Consider the following 18,164-nt stretch of genomic DNA (forward strand, 5'->3'; position numbering starts at 1 on the left):
GGCTACTTTCTGAAGCTGCTATCGAATCTCCATGGCCTTTGGGTCCATTATGCGGCCAGCGCCAACCCCACCCACGCAGAATCAGTGATAATTGGTCTGTTCTCCTCAAATGTTTCCGACACGGCCAAGCGCGACCTCAAGGACCCTGTGCATCCGTTTCCGTTCGCCAATCTCGAGTGGCCTCGTGGCGTTCGAAAAGTACACGGACTACGGGGTGCCACCGAACGCCGAGCGAATCAGCCGAAGTCTACAACTCGCACTAAAAACCACGCGTCGCGATCCGGGCACACCTCCCCGTCGCGAAGTCTCTTTGACCGGGCCGTCACTGCAATCGCGCCTCAAGGCAACTACGCCTCATGCAAGGCGCAACGGGTGACAGCGAAGAACCTATCCCGTGGCCAGATTCGTATTCCGTCGACGGGAGTGTCCTCAGCCAAGTCGTTGTTCCCGGCCTCAAGGTCGGCTGTTCGCGTTGTCCTGCGCGGATCGCTGCTGCGGGCCTCTTGGGATCCGCGGATTGGGCCTGATCGCGAGCGCTCCGGAGTGTTACGCGTCGGAGCGATCCTACGGGATCTAGTGGGTGAAAACGAAGTTCTTATTGTCACTGAGCGCATTGACGGCGCCATCTCCATCGACTGACGCACGAGAGCGATAACGACCTATGTCGCCGTCAGGAACCGACTGGGCTTATGCGTTAGCGGCAGACGCTGTGAATGGCTGGTTGCTGAAAGGGCGCCGTTTGTGCTGCGCAGGCGATCCGCGAGGCGGCGCCGGTACGGTGGCGAACTCCTCGGCCGGCGCCAGCGTGCCGCAACCGCCGCCAGTCTAGTCCGCATCAGGACTGACTGACGAATCGCCAAAGCCCGATCGCACGTGCAGGACGCGCTGCGGCGTACCGAGACCGAGGCGGGCGTCACGCGGCTTCCCGACGGGCTAAAACAGAACCTCATCCATCCGCAGCGCGACGCGCCAAGGGCTGCGTCGGCTTAGCGTACGATTTTTTCCGAATTCTGAAGCCACCTCCATTTGCCTTTCTGCCGGCAATTATGAAGGGTCGGATAGTTTTGGGTATCCGACCTTCGTTCGCGGAAATCGGGGCGAAGGATGACCGGCTGAACCGCGCGCCCGACAGCGCTCTCTCGCCTGCCTGCGGATCGATAGGGAAGTGACGGGCGTCCAGCCAATCATTCAAGCGGCGAGTGCCGAACCGCGACCGCGAGATAGGGACGGTCTGCGATTGAACCAACGCCCGGGAGCCAGCCAGTATGACTGAGCGCATGCAATTTGACATAATTAAGATTATCAACCATTAACGTTGTCAGAGCTTTTTAGAAATGTCCGGTTCTGGCTCATTAGAAATGTCCGGTTTCCTGCTCCGGGCTGGCTGCTGTGGCGCATGCTGCGGCATCACCGTCAGCCCGGAGCCAGACCATGAACGGACGTGGATTCATCACGATCAGCATGCACGAGCTCGAGCGCGTGAAGATCATCGAGGCGGTCGTCCAGCATCGCCTGACGGGCGTACTGGCGGCTGAACGGCTGCAGCTGTGTGAGCGTCAGGTCAGCCGGCTCGTGCGGCGTTACGAGGCGGCGGGACCGGCCGGGCTGGTTTCAGCGCGGCGTGGACAGCCCAGCAACCGCGAACTGCCGGTGGATGTCCGCGCGCGGGCCATGGCGCTGGTGCGCGAACGCTATGCCGATTTTGGGCCGACGCTGGCCTGCGAGAAGCTGCGTGAATGTCACGGCGTGATGCTTGCGAAGGAAACCGTGCGGCGCTGGATGCGTGAGGCCGGGCTGTGGATTCCCCGCAAACAGCGGCCGCCGAAGCTGCATCAGCCGAGAAACCGTCGTGCCTGCCTGGGTGAACTGGTGCAGATCGATGGCAGCGATCACCGGTGGTTTGAGGACCGGGCGCCGGCCTGCACGCTGCTGGTGTTCATCGACGATGCAACGGGCCGGCTGATGGCGCTGCACTTCACGGCGACCGAGTCGACCTTCAGCTACTTCGAGGCGATGCGCGCGTACCTGGAACAGCATGGCAAGCCGGTGGCGCTGTACAGCGACAAGGCCAGCGTCTTCCATTGCAACAGCCATTCGGCGACGCCTGGCAAGGGTGTGACGCAGTTTGGCCGCGCGCTGTACGAGCTCAATGTGGATACGTTCTGCGCCAACAGCAGTCAGGCGAAGGGGCGCGTCGAGCGCGCGAACCTGACGTTGCAGGATCGTCTCGTGAAGGAACTGCGGCTACGCGGCATCACCACGAAGGAGGCCGCCAATGCGTACGCGCCCCACTTCATCGCTGACTTTAACGGCCGGTTTGGCAAGATGCCGCGGAGCACCTTCGATGCACACCGGCCGCTGCGTGCCGACGACGATCTTGATCTGATCCTGACGGTTCGTGTGCCGCGGCGCGTGTCGAAGGTGCTGACGGTCCAGTACGACCGGGTGATCTATCTGCTGGAAGACACGGTCGCCAACCGCAGGCTGATTCACCGTTATCTGGATGTGTTCGAGTATCCGGATGGGCGCATCGAGATCCGGGTGAATGGCGCTGCCCTGCCCTGTGTGCCGTATGACCGGCTCTCGGAGATCGATCAGGCGGCGGTGGTCGATAACAAGCGGCTGGGACACACGTTGCAGCTGGCGCAGGTGATTCAGGCGCAGCGCGATGACCGGCGCGCGTCAGGCTCGCCATCGAGGACCAATCAGGGCGAGGCACCACGCTCGAAGGAGCGCAAGGTGGGCACCCGCAAGCAGCGCGAGCTGACCCGGGCGCAGTTGAATGAAGCGATTCTGGGAACTGCCGGAATGCGGGTTGGCTCGGTGCTCAAAAGCCCCCTAACATAGAGATTTCTGAACCTCAAAACCGGACATTTCTAAAAAGTCGCAACCCGGACATTTCTATCTGGCCTCGACAAACGTGTTAGTCCAAAGTTCAGATGTCGCGTTTCCGCTAAATTGAAATGTCGTGTTTGCGGGTTCAGGCTGGTGGCCAGTATCTCTTCAGGAGCGCTGGCCATGAACGCATCCGGGACGATCACCATGTCGATGACCGAGCTGGACCGGTTGAAAGTGGTACAGGCTGTCTGCGAGCGGCGTCTGAAGCCGGGCCAGGCAGCGGACCGCCTTGCGTTGAGCGTCCGTCAGGTTGAACGTCTGGTGCTGCGCTACGAGGCTGCCGGTGTGGCCGGTCTGGTATCAGGCAGGCGCGGCCGACCGGGCAATCCTCAGTTGCCCGAGGGCATGGCGCCACGCGCGCTGGCTGTCATTCGCGAGCGCTATGCCGATTTCGGGCCGACGCTCGCGTGCGAGAAACTGTGGGAATGTCACGGTATCGGTCTGTCGGTCGAGACGGTACGCGCGCTGATGATTGCCGCCGGTCTGTGGATTCCCCGCAAGGATCGGCCGCCCAGGGTGTACCAGCCGCGCAACCGCCGCGCGTGCCTCGGTGAACTGATCCAGATTGACGGCAGCGATCACCGCTGGTTCGAGGAGCGTGCGCCGGCCTGCACGCTGCTGGTGTTCATCGACGATGCGACTGGCCGGCTGATGGCGTTGCATTTCACGGCGACCGAATCAACCTTCGGCTATTTTGAGGCCCTTTCGAAGTATCTGGCGGCACACGGCAAGCCCGTCGCATTCTATAGCGACAAGTTCAGCGTCTTCTACGTCAAGGATCGGGCGAGCACGGCTGGCAAGGGGGTCACACAGTTCGGCCGCGCCCTGTACCAGCTCAATATCGAGGCGTTCTGTGCGAACTCGAGCCAGGCCAAGGGTCGTGTCGAGCGCGCCAACCTGACGTTGCAGGACCGGCTCGTCAAGGAACTGAGGTTGCGTAACATCAGTACGCGGGAAGCGGCCAATGCGTATGCGCCCTCCTTCATCGCCGATTTCAACCGGCGCTTTGGCAAGCCACCGAAGAGCGACCACAACGCGCACCGGCCGCTGCGTGGTGACGAGGACCTGAAGCAGATCCTGGCCTATCGCGTTGCGCGCAAGGTCTCCAATGCGCTGACCGTGCAGTACGACAGAGTGATGTACCTGTTGCAGGACACCGAGGCAAACCGGCGCCTGATGCATGAATACATTGAGGTCGTTGAATATCGGGACGGGACGATAGAGATCCAGGCGGCGGGCCGCGTGTTGCCCTGTCGCGAATATGACCGGATCACGCGAATCGATCAGGGGGCGGAGGTCGAGAACAAGCGGCTGTCCGCGGCATTGGCAGTTGCCCGGCTGGTGCAGGCGCAGCGTGATGACAGGCGTGTTTCCGGCTCGCCTTCACGCACCCATCTTGGCGAAGACGTCCGGGCGAAAAAAGCGCTGGTGGGCCTGAAGAAACAGCGGGCAATCACGCTAGCGGATGTCACTCAGGCCGTTCATGAGGTGAGCATCAAAAAACATGAAGAACGGGGGCTGGGCGGCTGCGCCGCCCAGCCCAAAAACATAAGAAAAAACACGATAAAACCCGACATTTCAATCTAGCGCAGACCCCGACATTTGAACTTGGCGGGGACAACCCTAATTTCTGCGGATCGGCGCCTCTACTGTCGCTAAGATATCCAACGCCAAAAGGGTCGGATAGTTGTGGCTATCCGACCCTTCGTTTCTGGACAAGCTGGGGTTGGAGAGGAGGGCGCGGAAAGTAAGGCCCTTCCACCGCTTTATTTCAGGTCAGCGGTCGCGGGCTTTCTTATCCAGTCGGTGGCTTTGGAGGCCCCGCACATGAACGACATCGAGGTCGTCAGCATCCGCAGCGACTTCCCGTCCGGTTTCACCGCCGAGCTAGGTTGGCTCTTCATCGCGTTTGGCCGTCTCGAATACCTGCTGAAGTTGTGCTTCAAGGACCTCGAAGACTCCCGCTTCCATGCGGGCATGGGAGAAGCCGAGTATCAAGGCGCGCAGTTCAAAACGCTTTGCAAGGTTGTCCGGGCAAAAGCCGGTGAAAAGCTCGGGGCTGCCGCAGGAAGCTTTTGCAGCCTCGTAGACGAGGCCTCTTTGCTTAGCGCGGAGCGCGACCATTGTGTGCACGCATGCTGGACAGTCGAAGCGTCGGGGCAAGCGGTCAGAATACGGCCAAAAAGAAAGAAGAGCGGACGCGGACCGATTGACTGGAGCGAGAGCAGAGTGGTGACAGTCGGCGAACTGAATGGCATCAGGCGGCAGGCCGAGCGGATTTTTGTTGAACTCGACCGAGTCAGGAAAGCATGGCGCGCCGACGCTTGACGGCTCTTGCGTGGTGAGCGGTGTCTAGCAGCCAGCTCGTCTCGATCGCCAGGTGGTCTTGGCTTTCGCTATTTTTCCGCCGGCATATGCACCGCGCTTGAATGCTGCCTCAAGGAAAGCGTTTGCTTTAGTTCGCAATTCGACACCTTGCACGGCATCCGGCCCTAATAAAGTAGTTTGCCCACTTCCTTCGGCCGCGTCGGGAACGATCACATCCGTACCGTTGTCCTTGACCGTTTCCCCGGGGAAACGCGTTCCTTCCCCGCCCTGCCAAGTTAGCTCGTTTCCCCGGGGAAACGCGGTTGGCACCCACCCCCGCGCGTGCAATAGCACGGTCGTGCGAAAGCGCTGAGTCCCCGGTCCCAAGTAGCCCTGTCGATGTGGATGCCACCTCGAGTCAATGTCGTTTTTCTTTTCCCTTCCGACATTTTCCGAAAACGTCTTGGTACACTGCCGCCCGACGACCGGAGGTAATTGCGTGACGACATCAGGCGAACTGTTCGAGCAGGAATTTGAGACGTGGACACCGGCTCAGGCCAAAGCGTTTTTCCGTGCTGGAATGGTGGACGATTTTTTCGTCAGCCATGTCGGTAGCGAGCTCTGGGTGATCACGCTGCTGGTCGTCGGCCGCCAAGGCCGGCAGATGCAGGTGCAACTGCGCACGGCTCGCGAGATCGGCACTCATAAAGTGCGTCAGTTCAAGACGCTCGATGCGGCTGTGAGAGCCGCCGGAGAAATCGGCTTCGATGTCAGGACTATTGGCATCGCGAGAGTCGCGCAGCGCGCATCCCCTCACCGCGGCTCGAAGGCCCCCAGCGGGGCGCCTGAAAACCGTAGCATGCTGCCCGACGTGGACTGATCGTGGCGCGCGGTCTTGTCAAACCCATCTTTGGAAAACAGAACAAATGAAACCGTCGAAAATCGCGCGGGTCTGCGCCGCCATGCTGCTGACCATCACTCTCGGCGCGTGTGACAGCAAGTCGGCTACGACAAAAGAAAACTATGCGAAGGCTGAGCAGCAGTACTTCGATGCCACGGACGCAGTCTGCGTCTGGAGCACACGGCCTGCGCCGTTCGAGTATGCGAACGTTCGCGCCTGGGAGCAGCAGCAGGCAGACCAGCTTGTGAAGGTGGGACTGCTGGCGAAGGAGCCTGCGACGGTGCGCGACTTCGGTCAAAGCCTGCCTGGCGCCCGGTACACGCTGACGGACGCCGGAAAGAAGGCGTCCAGAGGTGTGGCGTCGGGCCTCGGCAACCGGTTCTGCGGCGGAAAAGCGAAACTGATGGACATTGACGCGCCTTCAGCGGGCGCAAAGGCGCAGGCAGGGGATAAGGTGTATGTGCACTACGTGGCACAGCTCGTTGACCGGCCTGCCTGGGATGACGAATCGGTTCTGGTGGGTCACATCGAACTCGCGGCGACAACGAACAACCAGTTCAAAGGCGAGACGTTTCTAATCCTGACCGACGACGGATGGAAGGTCGCTCCGAAAAAAGCTTGATTGCGATCACACAGCCGTTGGAAATGGCGGGAGCCTGAATGAAAAGAAGTGCCGACAACAAGCTGAAAGTGGTGGCGGTCCGCATCGATCCGCAGGTAGAGCACCGACTGCGGCTGCTCGCGGAGACAACCGGACGGAAACAGTCGTTCTTTCTGCAGCAGATCATCGAGCAAGGCATCGGTGCGATGGAAGAAGCGTGGCTACCAGGGGCGACGGTCGCGAAGATCCGTCAGGGCAACGTGCCGGAGTTGCAGCAGCCCGGCTCGACCCCCGACCTCTTTGGCAACTGACGCCTTCGCCGTGTTTCGACGGGTCAGTATCCGCGCCCGCTGATACGCGAGATGACCGAGTTGGCCTGTGCCGCAGCAAGGTCTGCGCGCAGGTTTGCCCATCTGGCTATCAACGTCGGATCAGGCGTCAGGAAGAGCGGCCTTGTCGTCCACCCGATAACACGGGCGCCGTTCCACTGTGTCTCGAATATGCGCGCGTCCTCGTCACTGCTGACGCCAGCGTTCACCAGATCGTCGAACGACTCGAGGTTGAACAGTTCGAGCTCGTCCTCGTGAATGCCCGACAGGAGCGAAATCGCGGAATAGAACAGCCGCCTCGCCTCCTCGCGCGTCGCGCAAAGTGCAAACGCGTCAACGACGCCCTCGGGCGTCTGCCACATCATCCGGTAGAGCAGCTCTCGACACTGTTGTGATAGCTCGGACATGCTGCCGTCCTCTTTCTCGGTTCATCCGTCGCATGCGGGGCGAAAAGCTTCATCGAAGCGTGCCACGGCCTTTATGTCAGGTCTGGTTCATGCGCCGTGCCAACGAACCGGGAGCGCCGCATGAAAACCCACACTTTTACATATGTTGCCTGCACTTGTGGCCATAGGGGGGCGATAGTCCAAACCTACGATCCGACGCCGCCCGCGGGCTGGTATCACGCATGGTTGCGCGATCTGTCGAGTGGCGGCGGTTACGAGGGGATTGACGAGCTTTTCGCGGAGACCAAACCTTCCTGTCCAGAATGCGGGCGCAGTCTCACGCCTCAGGATGTTGTTGGGCGCAGCGAACTGAACGAAGACGCACTATTGAAGCTTGCCCGTCGTTGAGGTGTTGCCGCCACCCCGCGGCCCTCGGAAAAACCTTGACTGACCGCCTCAGGGCGTGAAGCGGAAGTGAGCAGTTTGACCAAGCAGACTTTTCAGGAATGTTGAAGCACAGACGCGAGCGGCATCCTATCGACGCGAGTCGGCTCGAACGACTGGTTGGACCTCTGCATTTGCGACATTGGGCTGCTTGTACAGGTTAAGGCGCTCTGGTTCGGCTTGTGCCACGGCAAAGAGGGCTTTGCCGATTCCGGCTATGAGCTTGTGGAGGAGCGTTTGCAGCGGTCTGCATTGCGCCGCCTCAATGTAGAGGGATTCAGTGAACTGAAGCAGGGGCAAGGAAATGGGCGAATCTTCAAGTGGTTGATGCGTTGAAGCCCTGAAGTGCATAAGTTGCTCATCCGAATGCGCAATGACCTTTCGGCGAAGGCTGAGCATCGCCTCCTTCAGACTTGTCTCTTCCGGATTGAGCTGTAATCCGATTGCTCTTAGGCCAACGGTGGTCTGCCCCCTCGAGGGTTCAAATGGTCTTGCAAACGAGGTGATGAGACTAGCCTCGTAGCAGCGGAATTTGCGAAGCTCCACACGATTGTATCTGGCCTCAAAATCGCACTCTTCCATGAGGAACGTTAGGGCCGAAAGAGCCTGCTGAAAGTCCCAGGTCGAATAGATTAGCCGTTGGAGTTGACCATCGGTGAGATTGGACAGTGGTTCAAGCATGGGTAGCTTCCAGGGGCATAACTGTGGCCACACGGGTTCTTAGGTCCGCATATCAACTCAAGTATGCCATTTTGATGACTAGGGTTGCCGGAGTGAGAAATCTCTCAACCAACGACTGGTTTGGACGTGCATTACTGACAGGCGCTATTGGCCGAGAGGCGTCTCATTTCATCTGAGTCCAGCCGCGAGACGGCGCCTTGACATTGGTCGGTGATAGGTACGATAGCCAAACAGATTGTCTTTTACCTGCTGCCCTACTGATGAACCGACCGCCCGCCCTTCTCTTAGCCTTCGGACTGCCCCTACTCCTTGACGGCGGGGTTTTAGCGAAGCGGGAGCTTCGCTATCATGCGAGAAAGCGCAACTTCAGTATATACATTTATGGATTCCGAACTCTGGCTGTCGGACCCTGAAACGGCTTATGCCGAATGGCAGCGCGCCGAGGCAACCGGTGCGGATAGGCGCGCGTTTGCCGAGCGCTCCATCGTTCAGCATCGCTCGATGTTTGCCCGCTTCCATCGCTATCTCGGCGGCCGTGGCATTACCGTGATGGACTTTGGCACTGACCACATCGACGGCTTCTTTGCTGACCTCGACCGCGACTGCGAGCCGGGTACGTCGACACGCCTTCGTTATCTGAAACTGATGGACCGGCTCTCACGCCATCTATCCCTGCTGGGTCTGCGCACCGACAACCCTGCTGCAAGCCTCCTGCCGCGAGAGCATTGGCCCGACGATGAGCCGATGCCGGTCTTTCTGTGGCCGGACGAAGATGCCCGTCTTCAGGACGTCTGCCGCGCAGCGACCTTCGAGTCATTCAAGGAACTGCGTAACCGGGCGATCGTGGCGCTGCTGCTCGGGACCGGTATTACGGCGGCCGAACTCAGCGCGCTGACAGTGGACGATCTCGACGCGCGAGGGGCACGGGTCAGCGTGTTCGTCAGAAAGCGCGGGCCGCGAATCGCGCGCCGCGTGCCCGTCGACGCGTTCGCGCTTGAGATTGTGAGTGAGTACGCAAAGGCGCGCGCTGCGCTATCCCCGGCGGACGGTCTGCTTTTTATGGCGACGGCAGGCGGCAAGCCAATGAAGCCCGCAACGCTCGGGCAGTGCGTGCGGAGTGCGCTACGCGCTGCCGGCGCTGCGGCTGCCGACGAAAGTCCGCGGTTGTTGCGCAACACGTATGGTCGCAGGCACCTTCTGGAAGGCAAGACCAACGAACAGGTGAGCAGCCTGATGGGCCTGTCCAGCCATAGGACGGCTACCCGGTTGCGCGAGACTATTTTTAACGCTGGTGAGATGGACGAGCAGCAAGGAGAGGATGACGCCGGAAACGCCGCATAAGTCTCATGCGTGCCGGGTGCTCCCTTGACTTTGGCCACCGCCGCGTAGCCTGGTGTGTGAACCGTACACGGGGTACGGCCATATCTCCGGGCTACAGTCATGATCTATAAAAGCGCGTTCAAGGACATCATCTACCCGGCGCAGAATCGGGAGCCACGCGTCACCCGATACCGCATCGTGCTCATGAAAAATTCCAGGCTGGTTCGAGCGATCGTTCATCTCGTAGCCGACGAGCCGACGCAACCACAATCAACGGAGATCGACACCGCACTCGACGTCGTTCTCAACCGGATCATTGAGGCAGAACTGGTCGGCGTGCGCCATGACTGCGTAAGGCTGGTCGTTCAAGCGGACGCGCAGATGACCGAGTACCCGATCACCTTTAACGCGCTGGATGTGGCGCGGCCCGGCGATTCAGAGAGGCGGCCGCCGCCCACCGCCGATCAGGCAATCCATATCCGCTCGCTCGACGTCGTCGGAGGTTCGGTTGCGTTCTACGTCGATCGCGAGAGCGGCAAGCCTGTCATCGCCCGCGTTGCGGAAATGCTGCGATGAGTGTGCCGTTTCGTCGCTACGCCGTCGGTCGGTGGGAGTCCCTGTGGGCGAGCCACCCGTACATGTCGCACCGGATACTGATCGACCTCCCAGCCCGGAAAGTCATCGCCGGTGAACACCGCTACTTCAAGGAATGGCACTACATGAGCCTGCCCGACCTTGAGTACATGCAGCAAATACTGAACGAGACCTTCGACGACATCTTCGACGAGCCGCAGGACTACGACTTCAAATTGATCGACGAGCCGCCGTACTGGGCGGTCTGTCCGTGGCCGTGGCCACGCGTTCCGGCGCTGACCGACGACGAAGAAGATGCTCAGGATGCGGGCGACGAATAATCCAGCACGGTAACTCGAGCGGGCGGATCAGCCTGAGTTGCGCGAGAATTAGCCGCCGCGCGAAGGGCGCGGCGCACGTTTGATGAGGCATGAATTGACAACCAGCGATACCCCACTGCAGTTTGTAGTGACGCGAGACGACGTGTTCACCTTCGATCACGGCGACATCCTCGGCACCATGTACCCGTCGCACGACAAGATCGGGCTTGATGAATGGGTCTGGCGGCTCTCGAAGACCGTCATCAACCGTGTGCGCGATGACGCCGGCGAGCTGCTGGAGGTAAAGGCCGAGACGGTGGTTATCAGCGAGGGCTACGCCAGCACGGCCGCAGAGGCGGCGTACGACATGCGCGCCTGTCTGCATCGCCAGATCGAGAAAGCCGGGCAGGACGCGTAGCGGGCCTTGTGCTCGCCCGCAACCCGATCGGCGTTGCAACGTCCTAGTAACACGAGGGCCCCGGCATGCAGTTGACTCGCGAAGCCGACGACGCTGACGTCGGTCGCGTACATGTAGTTGTTTCAATGCGCGACAGGATGTCTTTCAGCCGCTCAACGCGGGAGCGATAGGTCCGATTTGTATCAACCCGGGGGAGCGCGGCTATCCGCTCCTCCAGTAGGAGTGCGGGAAAGGCCCTCTACCGGCATGCGGCAAAACCATTTCGAGATGCTTCAGTTCGTTTTCCAGCTTGTGGTGATGCATTTTTCAGGCCACGGGTTGCAATATGCTATTTGGAAAAGTGCGGGACACAGCATTCGGCGTGCCCGACTTTACGCGGCCATCAAGTGGGAGCGGCGTCTCCGGGCCGCCCGATTCCCGGCGCTTCCAGGCTATACTGTGTTTTTATACAGTATTTCTGGAGGGAGTCATGAGCGCGGTTATGCTGCCCGAAACGATCCATCCGGACTTATGGCGAGGCAACCAGTTGGCGCGCGCCCGGTCACGTGTCGTTGAGTGCGGCGACGAGGGGCTCGCCGAGGAACTCCCAGGCGGCGGCTGGCCACGCGGCGCGCTGACCGATCTGCTTGTCCAGCAGACCGGTTGCGGCGAACTACGCCTTCTTCGTCCTGCGTTCCAGCAACTGGCATCGAAACCCGTTGTCATGCTCCAGCCGCCTCACGACCTTCAGCCGACCGCTTTCGCCTGGTGGGGGCTAGATGCGGCGAACCTGATGACGGTGAAAGCGCCGAGAACGGCGGACGCGCTATGGGCTGCGGAGCAGATTCTGCGGGCCGGCACTTGTGGCGCCCTGCTTTTCTGGCAGAACCATGTACGTCCGGAGTCGTTGCGCCGACTGCATCTGGCCGCTCAGGCGTCCGAGTCACTCTTTTTCATGATGCGGCCGCTCGCGACAACGCGCGATGCATCGCCCGCACCACTGAGGCTTGCCATTCGCGCAGCGAAGGATGGGGTCGACATCCAGTTCCTTAAGCGTCGTGGCCCCGCGCGGGACGAGCCGCTGTTCGTCGCGTTGACGCCCTCCCCGATCCTGAACGTAAAACGCAATGCAACTGTGGATAGGCGTCCATCTCCCGTTGTTGTGCCTCGAAGTGTTCCGACCGAAGTGGTCGCATAAAGCGCTCGATGCAGCCGAAGGCCTTGCCGTGCTCGAAAAGGAGCGCGTCATTGCCGCGGATGCGTCTGCGCGCGCTGCAGGCGTGTGCATCGGCATGCGCCGGGGCGGTGTACTGACGCTCGCGCCGGCTACCCAGATGCAGGAGCGCGACGGCGCGGCGGAAGTCAACGCTGTGCGCGAGGTCGCAACAGGTCTGCTGAACCTGTCGCCGCAGGTCGTCATCGCGGAGGAAAGCACGGTGCTGGTCGACGTGTCGGCAAGCCTGCGTCTTTTCGGTGGCATCCGGTCGCTACGCCGCATGGCACGTCGCGTCGCAGAGGCCATCGGCGTGACCGCCACCATCAGCGTGGCGCCAACGGGACAGGCGGCATGGCTGCTCGCGCGCTATCGCGGCGGCGCAAGCCTCTCTCACGACTCGCTTGGGCGCGCACTCGCCAGCCTGCCGGTGAGCCTGCCTGCGCCCGCCCGGCGCCATCTGGACTGGCTCACTGGCATTGGATGCGAGACGGTAGGGCAGCTTATGCGCCTGCCGCGCGCAGGACTCAAAAAGCGCTGCGGAACAGCATTGCTCGATCTGCTCGACCGCGCCAGTGGAGACGCACCCGAAGTGTATGAATGGTTTGAAACACCGCCGACCTTCCAGGCGCGCTTGGAATTGCCGGATCGCATCGAGCACGCGGAAGCCTGTCTCTTTGCGGCGCGCCGGCTCGTTGTGCAGTTGACCGGCTGGCTGTCGCAGAAACAGCTTGCCGTGACCCGCATTGTCCTGCTGCTCGAGCATGAACGCGGCCGGGACGCGATTGAGCCGACCGCGATCGAAGTGTCGCTCGCCGAGCCAACGTGGCGGGAGGATCACCTCGTGCGTCTGCTGAAAGAACGGCTCACCCGCGTTGAACTGGCGGCCGCCGTCATTGCGCTGCAACTGGTTGTGCAGGAGGTCAGGGAGGCCGAGGCCGCATCGGACTCGCTGTTTCCCGATCCCGGGGGCACAGCGTCCGACCACGCGCGGCTGCTTGAACTGCTGGTCGCGCGTCTGGGCGCAGAGAACGTGCTACGGCCCGCGCCGGTCGCCGACCATCGGCCCGAGGTTGCCGCGCGCTGGGTGTCCGTGACGGACAAGACGAAGTACGTCGCGCCGGCGACGGACACGCCGCGCCCCACGTGGCTGCTCGATGCTCCGATCAAGCTGCTGATGCGCGGCGAGCGGCCGTTTTATGGCAGTCCCCTGCGCACGGTCTCGTCCGGCGAGCGCGTCGAGGCGGGCTGGTTCCAGGGCGAACCGGTGACGCGCGACTACTTCGTTGCGGAAGCCGACGATCACATCTGCTACTGGATCTTCCGGGAGCGGATCGGCGCCGTCGACGACGACGAGCCGCGCTGGTATCTGCACGGATTTTTCGGATAGGCCATGGCACCGGGTTCCTTCGGCCTGCCCGGCTATGCCGAGTTGCAGTGCTGCTCCAACTTTACGTTCCTTCAGGGCGCATCGCACGCCGAGGAAATCGCCGCCCGTGCAGCGCAACTCGGCTACGAGGCGATCGCCATTACCGACGAATGCTCGCTCGCCGGAATCGTGCGCGCACACGTCGCGGCGAAGGAAGCAGGCATCAAGCTGCTGGTCGGCGCGCACTTCCGTTTGACCAACGCGGACGGCTCGCCTGCCCTTGCCTTCACGGCGATCGCGCAGAACCGCGACGGATACGGCAACCTTTCCGAACTCATCACGCTCGCGCGCACCCGTACGGCCAAGGGCAGTTACCTGCTTTATCCGCATGACCTCGATCATCCCGATCCGCCTTACGCGCATCTGAGTGCCCTGCCCGACTGCCTGATCATCCTGACGCCGGACTTCCCGGCGAAAGAGGCGCGTCTCAACGCTCAGGCCGAATGGGTAGCGCGCACGTTTGGAGAGAACCGCTGCTGGATGGGGCTGACCTTGCACGCCCGCGCGCTTGACGACGTGCATCGCAATGTTGTTCTTGATGTCGCGGAACGGCACGGTCTGAACGTCGTTGCAACCGGGCAGGTGCTCATGCATGTGCGATCGCGCAAACCGTTGCAGGACTCACTCACCGCGATACGACTTAACCGGCCCGTCACGGAATGCGGGTTTGAACTCGCGCCGAACGCGGAGCAGCATCTGCGCTCGCGCCTGCGTCTTGCCAACGTCTATCCGGTGGAAGCGTTGGCGCAAACGCTGAACGTCGCTTCGCGCTGTTCGTTTGTGCTGGACGAACTGCGCTACGTGAGATTGACCCGCAAAAACGGACACCTATCCTTTTGATCAGGAGGTGTCGAAATGGGCAGGCATCGTACCCCATACCCTGTGGAATTCCGGGCCCACATGGTTGAGCTGGTGAAGGCCGGAAGAACGCCTGAGGAACTGGCTCGTGAGTTCGAACCGACCGAGCAGACGATCAACAACTGGGTCGCGCAGGCCGATCGCGATGCGGGTGTGCGTCACGACGGGCTGACCACGGCCGAGAGGCAGGAACTCACACGGTTGCGTCGTGAGAACCGGCAACTGAAGATGGAGCGGGACATTCTCTCGCAGGCTGCGGCCTGGTTCGCGAGGGAGACGGGAGCCGTTCCGCCGAAGGGCGGTACGGATTCATGAGAGCGAACCGGGCCAGGTGGCCCATTGCCACAATGGCACGGCTGCTCAGGGTCTCCACGAGCGGCTACTACGCATGGCTGGTGCGAGAGCCATCGAAACGCTCATGCAGCGATGCGCAACTGCTCGAGCGTATCCGCACGCTGCATGCGAGTTCGCGCGGCACGTATGGGGCGCCACGTATCCATGCGCAGCTTGCGCGTGAAGGCGTGCACGTCGGACGCAAGCGGGTCGCACGCCTGATGCGCATGGCCGGCCTGCATGGTGCGAGCCGGCGGCGCTGGCCACACACCACGCGGCAACGCGCGGGGGCACGGCGCGCTCCGGATCTGGTGCGTCGGCACTTCTGTGCCGAGGCGGCGAACGTGCTGTGGGTGGCGGACGCCACCTACATCCCGACTGGCGAGGGGTTTCTGTACCTGGCGGTGGTCCTCGACGTGTTCAGTCGTCGCATTGTGGGCTGGGCGATGTCCAGCCATCTGTACACCGAACTGATGTTGCGCGCACTCGATATGGCGTTGCTGCAGCGACGCCATGAAGGCATCATCCTGCACTCAGACCAAGGGTGCCAGTACACGTCCATTGCATTCGGGCGGCGCTGCCGCGAAGCGGGCTGGTACAACGTACGCCGCCTGCACAGCAGCATTGGCTACTGCTCGCCGCTTGAATTCGAGAACATCAACGTTAAAAGGCAAACCGTGTCGCCTTGCGGGTTGCCCACCGGCGGGCAGCGTCATGGTCGTGAGAGGCGACCCGCCGCCCGCCCGTGGACAACCCGCGACTCAACGCTTAATGGAGGCTAGATCACATCAAATTGCTGGCTGCAAATCCGTCCGTCGAACCGGGTCAATCTCAACGAGTACCCCGACGAACTCGTGCCACCGGGCACCCCCCCCCGACTGCCTATCTGCGCGGGGAAACGTATCTGGGCGCGCAACGACGCTATCCGCGCGGCATACCGCACAGCGTTCAGGTGCAGATCGAGCACGAACTCTCGCTGATCGCAGACCTGAAATACGAGCCGTACTTCCTGACCGTGTACGACATCGTTCGCTTCGCACGCAACGAAGGCATCCTCTGTCAGGGTCGCGGCTCCGCCGCGAATTCGGCCGTCTGTTATTGCCTCGGCATCACCGAAGTGGACCCCGCCCGCGGCAATCTCTTGTTCGAACGGTTCATTTCAAGGGAACGAGCTGCGGCGGGGGACGTGCCTGATATAGACACCGATTTTGAACACCAGCGCAGGGAAGAGGTCATCCAGTACATCTATCGCAAGTACTCGCGTACGCGAGCCGCGCTCGCGGCCGCGGTGACAACCTACCGCCCTCGCTCAGCGATCCGCGATTCCGGCAAGGCGCTCGGCATCGACCCTGTCATCGTTGATCGGGTCGCGAAAGAACATCACTGGTTCGATTCGAGCGCGGACCTGATCCGGCGATTCGTTGCTAGCGGCCTCGACCCCGAGACGCCGATGATCCAGCAATGGGCGACCCTCGCCACGCAGCTACTCGGTTTTCCGCGCCATCTGTCGCAGCACACAGGCGGCTTCGTGATCGCACGCGGCAAGCTGTCCCGGCTCGTGCCGGTGGAAAACGCGTCGATGCCGGATCGCACCGTCATCCAGTGGGACAAGGACGATCTGGAAGCGCTCGGCCTGCTGAAAATCGACGTGCTTGCGCTCGGCATGCTGTCGGCGATTCGCCGCACCCTTGACCTGGTATCGCAGCAGCGCGGCGAGCCGTTCGAAATGCAGGACATTCCGCCCGAGGACGAGGCGACGTACGACATGATCTGTGCGGCCGACACGGTCGGCGTGTTCCAGATCGAGTCGCGGGCCCAGATGAGCATGCTGCCGCGCCTGAAGCCACGCGAGTTCTATGACCTCGTAATCGAGGTCGCTATTGTCAGACCAGGGCCTGTGCAGGGCGGCATGGTTCATCCTTACCTTCGTCGCCGACAGGGCATCGAGCCCGTTTCCTATCCGAGTCCCGACGTCGAGCAGGCGCTCAAGCGCACGCTCGGCGTGCCCATCTTCCAGGAGCAGGTCATGCAGGTCGCCATGCTTGCCGCAGGCTTCAGCGCCGGCGAGGCCGACCAGTTGCGCCGTGCGATGGCCGCGTGGAAACGCAAGGGCGGACTGCAGCACTATCACGACCGCATCGTGGAAGGCATGCTGCAACGCGGCTACGACCGGGAATTCGCTGAATCGATCTTTTCGCAGATCCAGGGCTTCGGCGAATACGGTTTTCCTGAGAGCCATGCGGCGAGCTTCGCGCTGCTCGTCTACGCAAGCTGCTGGCTTAAACGCCACGAACCAGCCGCGTTCCTCTGCGCGATGCTCAACAGCCAGCCGATGGGCTTCTATTCGCCCTCGCAGCTTGTGCAGGACGCGAAGCGTCACGGCGTGGCGGTGCTGCCCGTTGATGTGACGATAAGTGGCTGGGACTCAACGATGGAAGGCGATGGCAGTATGGCGCCGGTGCGTCTGGGCATGTCTGTGGCGCGCGGCATGCGCGAGGAAACGGCGCGGCGCATTGAAGCGGCTCGCGCGGTCAGGCCGTTCCGGGATGTTGCCGATCTCGCGAATCGCGCGCAGCTCGACCGTCATGACCTGCAGGTGCTGGCGGCCGCCAATGCGCTGAAGCCGCTCGCCGGCGACCGGCGGCAGGCGCTATGGGCAGCGGTCGCCGCGGTGCCGGACAAGGATCTGTTGCGAGCCACTTCGCGCGAGGAAGAAGCGCCAGCGCTTGCCGCGCCAACGGAAGGCGAGGATCTGATCGCGGACTACCGCTCGACCGGCCTGACGCTCGGCCGACACCCGCTCGCGCTGCTTCGTGAAAAGCTGCTTGCCATGCGCCTGATGCCAGCCGAGGCGCTGATGCGCTATCGCAATGGGCAGCTCGCGCGTGGCTGCGGAATCGTAACGGTGCGGCAGCGCCCCGGCACAGCTAACGGCGTGATGTTCATGACGCTGGAAGACGAGACCGGGTCGGTCAATGTGATCGTATGGGAGTCCGTGCTCAAGCGGCAGCGGCGCGAGGCGTTGGGATCATCGCTTCTCGCTGTCTATGGCGTTTGGCAATGCGAAGGCGAGGTCAGGCATCTGGTCGCCCAGCGGCTCGTCGACGTGTCGCATCTGCTTGGCGAACTACCGACGGCAAGCCGGAATTTTCACTGAATTCAACGAGGAGTACT

Annotated in this window: 17 protein-coding genes and 2 pseudogenes; 17 read left to right on the forward strand and 2 right to left on the reverse strand. The window is 61.8% G+C overall.

From position 1 onward, the window contains the following. Window positions 1-1,431 precede the first annotated feature (1,431 nt). The 6 genes from HWY30_RS25720 (at window position 1,432) to HWY30_RS25745 (ending at window position 7,018) form a co-directional block, all read left to right on the forward strand. Window positions 1,432-2,847, forward strand: a complete 1,416-nt coding sequence (locus tag HWY30_RS25720; protein WP_090812898.1) for an ISNCY family transposase — start codon at window positions 1,432-1,434, stop codon at window positions 2,845-2,847. Between the two features lie 195 nt (window positions 2,848-3,042). Further along, window positions 3,043-4,485, forward strand: a complete 1,443-nt coding sequence (locus tag HWY30_RS25725; RefSeq protein ID WP_244145001.1) for an ISNCY family transposase — start codon at window positions 3,043-3,045, stop codon at window positions 4,483-4,485. 240 nt (window positions 4,486-4,725) lie between these two features. Further along, complete coding sequence (locus HWY30_RS25730) at window positions 4,726-5,226, forward strand: hypothetical protein (protein ID WP_143037391.1); 501 nt, start codon at window positions 4,726-4,728, stop codon at window positions 5,224-5,226. 478 nt (window positions 5,227-5,704) lie between these two features. After that, window positions 5,705-6,085: a hypothetical protein gene (locus tag HWY30_RS25735; RefSeq protein ID WP_176078945.1), complete on the forward strand. Its 381-nt coding sequence runs from the start codon at window positions 5,705-5,707 to the stop codon at window positions 6,083-6,085. A 46-nt stretch (window positions 6,086-6,131) separates the two neighbouring features. After that, a complete protein-coding gene (locus HWY30_RS25740) occupies window positions 6,132-6,728 on the forward strand; it encodes a hypothetical protein (protein WP_090812894.1) in 597 nt (198 codons plus the stop codon). Window positions 6,729-6,766: 38 nt separating this feature from the next. Beyond that, on the forward strand, window positions 6,767-7,018 hold the full coding sequence (locus HWY30_RS25745) for a hypothetical protein (RefSeq protein ID WP_090812893.1): 252 nt from the start codon (window positions 6,767-6,769) through the stop codon (window positions 7,016-7,018). Window positions 7,019-7,041: 23 nt separating this feature from the next. Here HWY30_RS25745 and HWY30_RS25750 read toward each other — a convergent pair whose 3' ends face one another. Further along, on the reverse strand, window positions 7,042-7,401 hold the full coding sequence (locus tag HWY30_RS25750) for a hypothetical protein (RefSeq protein WP_176078946.1): 360 nt from the start codon (window positions 7,399-7,401) through the stop codon (window positions 7,042-7,044). A gap of 162 nt (window positions 7,402-7,563) precedes the next feature. Here HWY30_RS25750 and HWY30_RS25755 point away from each other — a divergent pair, with 162 nt between their 5' ends. After that, a complete protein-coding gene (locus HWY30_RS25755) occupies window positions 7,564-7,830 on the forward strand; it encodes a hypothetical protein (RefSeq protein WP_143037390.1) in 267 nt (88 codons plus the stop codon). A 126-nt stretch (window positions 7,831-7,956) separates the two neighbouring features. Here the strand turns inward: HWY30_RS25755 and HWY30_RS25760 are convergent, their stop codons facing one another. Next, a complete protein-coding gene (locus HWY30_RS25760) occupies window positions 7,957-8,547 on the reverse strand; it encodes a hypothetical protein (RefSeq protein ID WP_090812892.1) in 591 nt (196 codons plus the stop codon). A gap of 381 nt (window positions 8,548-8,928) precedes the next feature. Between HWY30_RS25760 and HWY30_RS25765 the strand changes: the two genes are divergently transcribed. The 10 genes and pseudogenes from HWY30_RS25765 to HWY30_RS25805 all read left to right on the forward strand — a co-directional run. Then, entirely contained in the window at window positions 8,929-9,888 is a 960-nt protein-coding gene (locus HWY30_RS25765; protein WP_090812891.1) for a tyrosine-type recombinase/integrase, read from the forward strand. A 99-nt stretch (window positions 9,889-9,987) separates the two neighbouring features. Then, window positions 9,988-10,443 carry a hypothetical protein gene (locus tag HWY30_RS25770; RefSeq protein ID WP_090812890.1) on the forward strand — a complete coding sequence of 152 codons (456 nt, stop codon included), beginning with the start codon at window positions 9,988-9,990 and terminating at the stop codon, window positions 10,441-10,443. Next, window positions 10,440-10,781, forward strand: coding sequence for a hypothetical protein (locus HWY30_RS25775; RefSeq protein ID WP_090812889.1), 342 nt, complete (start codon window positions 10,440-10,442; stop codon window positions 10,779-10,781). The genes HWY30_RS25770 and HWY30_RS25775 overlap by 4 nt, the downstream gene beginning before the upstream one ends. 142 nt (window positions 10,782-10,923) lie before the next feature. Continuing rightward, window positions 10,924-11,178 (forward strand): hypothetical protein, encoded by a 255-nt coding sequence (locus tag HWY30_RS25780; RefSeq protein ID WP_143037389.1) that lies wholly within the window; start codon window positions 10,924-10,926, stop codon window positions 11,176-11,178. A gap of 469 nt (window positions 11,179-11,647) precedes the next feature. Then, the gene (gene imuA, locus HWY30_RS25785; protein WP_090812887.1) at window positions 11,648-12,355 is read left to right on the forward strand and encodes a translesion DNA synthesis-associated protein ImuA; all 708 of its coding nucleotides are present in this window, start codon (window positions 11,648-11,650) and stop codon (window positions 12,353-12,355) included. Continuing rightward, window positions 12,285-13,760: a Y-family DNA polymerase gene (locus tag HWY30_RS25790; protein WP_090812886.1), complete on the forward strand. Its 1,476-nt coding sequence runs from the start codon at window positions 12,285-12,287 to the stop codon at window positions 13,758-13,760. Before imuA ends, HWY30_RS25790 begins: the two co-directional genes overlap by 71 nt. A 3-nt stretch (window positions 13,761-13,763) precedes the next feature. Further along, window positions 13,764-14,600, forward strand: a pseudogene (locus HWY30_RS25795) (PHP domain-containing protein); the annotation flags it as partial. A 54-nt stretch (window positions 14,601-14,654) separates the two neighbouring features. After that, the gene (locus HWY30_RS43040; RefSeq protein ID WP_425199399.1) at window positions 14,655-14,972 is read left to right on the forward strand and encodes a transposase; all 318 of its coding nucleotides are present in this window, start codon (window positions 14,655-14,657) and stop codon (window positions 14,970-14,972) included. A gap of 32 nt (window positions 14,973-15,004) precedes the next feature. Then, on the forward strand, window positions 15,005-15,772 hold the full coding sequence (locus HWY30_RS43045) for an IS3 family transposase (RefSeq protein ID WP_425199400.1): 768 nt from the start codon (window positions 15,005-15,007) through the stop codon (window positions 15,770-15,772). Between the two features lie 54 nt (window positions 15,773-15,826). Next, window positions 15,827-18,147: pseudogene (locus HWY30_RS25805) on the forward strand (error-prone DNA polymerase); the annotation flags it as partial. Window positions 18,148-18,164 lie beyond the last annotated feature (17 nt).

The sequence above is a fragment of the Paraburkholderia tuberum STM678 genome (assembly GCF_902833905.1).
Classification (GTDB): domain Bacteria; phylum Pseudomonadota; class Gammaproteobacteria; order Burkholderiales; family Burkholderiaceae; genus Paraburkholderia; species Paraburkholderia tuberum.